This window comes from Pseudomonas sp. 14A (genome assembly GCF_018132745.1).
Taxonomy (GTDB): Bacteria; Pseudomonadota; Gammaproteobacteria; order Pseudomonadales; family Pseudomonadaceae; genus Aquipseudomonas; species Aquipseudomonas mercuritolerans.
In genome coordinates, this window is sequence record NZ_JAGRQJ010000036.1 from 1 (window position 1) to 277 (window position 277).

A 277-nucleotide genomic window follows, 5' to 3' on the forward strand; every position below is an offset into this window, starting at 1 on the left:
GTCGCGCGGCTCTGTAGCTCAGTTGGTAGAGCGTTCGACTGAAAATCGAAAGGTCACCGGATCGATGCCGGTCGGAGCCACAAGGCTGATCATTACAATCAGCCCAGAAACCCTCGCCTAGCTTCTACATGGCGGGGGTTTTGCTTTGCCCCTGGTGAGGATTCGGTTTCTGGCCGGGACCGGACGGTCACACCTCGTCCGCCTTCGGCACCGGAGCGGCGCGCTGTTGGTGGGAGGGAGTGGCCTCAACCCACCATCTCAACCTGGATCCGCCGGT

General features: G+C 61.4%; 1 tRNA gene. It reads left to right on the plus strand.

The features are described 5' to 3' along the window. Positions 1–7: 7 nt before the first annotated feature. Positions 8–80, plus strand: a tRNA-Phe gene (locus PS14A_RS26525). Positions 81–277: the final 197 nt, after the last annotated feature.